This is a genomic window from Moorena sp. SIO3I8 (assembly GCF_010692325.1).
Taxonomy (GTDB): domain Bacteria; phylum Cyanobacteriota; class Cyanobacteriia; order Cyanobacteriales; family Coleofasciculaceae; genus Moorena.
Genome location: NZ_JAAHHW010000333.1, coordinates 1 through 1,744, shown reverse-complemented (window position 1 = coordinate 1,744; position 1,744 = coordinate 1). Strand labels below are relative to the sequence as shown.

The 1,744-nt window shown below is 37.2% G+C and carries 1 protein-coding gene; it reads right to left on the bottom strand.

Annotated features, from left to right (window positions below; all coding sequences use genetic code 11):
* Positions 1-105 precede the first annotated feature (105 nt).
* On the bottom strand, positions 106-1,744 hold a 1,639-nt coding region (locus F6K51_RS36725), incomplete at its 5' end, for an NHLP bacteriocin system secretion protein (protein ID WP_293030961.1).

The following is a 1,744-nucleotide window of genomic DNA, read 5'->3' as shown; positions in this document are numbered from 1 at the left end:
CCCTGTTCCCTGTTCCCTGTTCCCTGTTCCCTGTTCCCTGTTCCCTGTTCCCTGTTCCCTGTTCCCTAAAACCAAAAAATTTGTACCTCACCAGACAAAAAACCGCTATACTCTATTTAAGCGCAAACCGCTATAAATCCCAGTCAATTGTCGCAAGATTGGTAAAACTAAGGTAATGGGGGTTTGCTCTTCAATGGTGACTTGTACTGTTACAGTGGTTCCTGAAGTCACTGTCAACGACGGTCCTTGAGAAGAAGACCAAGCATAACCACTAGGAGTCGAGGAGTCAGCCTGTAACTTCCCATGGATTTCAATAACAGGTCTGACTTTAGATGCCAAATTTTCAGCTATTGTAGAGTTTCCTATCAGTTTAGTTGCTCCTTGTTGAGTAATAGGAAAAGGAGATACTTCCGAGACAGTACCAATAATACTACCAAATTTTTCTCGGCGAACTGTATCAGGTGTAACATAGATTTTCATACCAGGTTTGATCTTTTTACCCTGCCCAACAGGAAAGTAAGCAACGGTTGAGAGACTGTCTGATGAACTCTGTCTTTGAATCACTCCTAAAGAAAACCCTTTATCAATAACAGACCCTTTACTAGCAGTTATGTTCAGAAAACAACCCGAATAAGGACTTTTGATAGCTTTATTATCATTATACTGTTTAGAAAGTTGGGCTAGATCGTACTTAACCTGTTGAATTTGATTTTCTCTTTTGCTAGAATCTTCTAAGTTTTGCTGTTCAAGTTTTTTTCTTTCTGTAGCTAAGGTTTTTAGATCTGTTTTTTGTTGAGCAACTTGATTCATATTTTTCAAGTATTTCTCTCTAGTTTCAGTTCCCTTAACTGTCAATTCTCTTAATTCAGCTTGATGCTTGCTAATGGTACTTAAGTTATCTAAATATTGCTGTTCGACTTCAGCTTCTTTAACATCTAGCTGTTTGAGTTCAGCCTCTAGTTTAGATATATTTTGCAGATTTTGTTTATAAGATTGTTCTGCTTCTAATATTTTATCTAAAGAGATTGCTCCTGCTTGAACTAGTTCACGACGTTTTTCTACCCTATCTTTTAAGCTAGAACTGAGTTCCTTAAAATCTTTCAGTTGTTTAAAGATACTAACTCTTTGTTCTTTGATGGAGTTAAGTCCTTTTTCTCTAAGTGTTGGAGTAATAGTTTGAAGATCCGTTATTTTTTGCTGAATGCTTTCTTTTTGCTGCTTTATAGCCTCTATTGCTTGATTATTGAGAACCAAATTTAAGCTTTCACTATTTTGTAGAGACTGTTCTAATGCCTCTTGTTTTTGCTGAAGGGACAACACTTCTAAATTAGTTCGCTGTACCTGAAGAGTATTCGCTAATTGACTTTGTGATTGTAGTTGTGCTAATTTTTCTTTCTGTTGCTGAAGTTTCTGCTGAATATCAGACGGTTCAATTGTTGCTAACACGAAACCTCGGTCAACGCAGTCGCCTTCCTTGATATTGATCTGTTCTAACTGACCACTAACAGGAGACTGAACTTCAACTACTTTGTGTGGATGAATTAGCACCCCTTTACTTTTAATAGTTAAGGGAAGTTTACCGACAATACTCCAAATAATGGTCAAGAACACTATTCCTGCCAAAGTAGATAAAGGAAGCCAGTCTTGACGGGAGACAACTTCCATAGCTTGGTCTAATTTTTCTGGGGAAGTTAAGTGTTCCACAGATTCTTCTCGGAATAGATTAGATTTTTTTTTTTGGTTT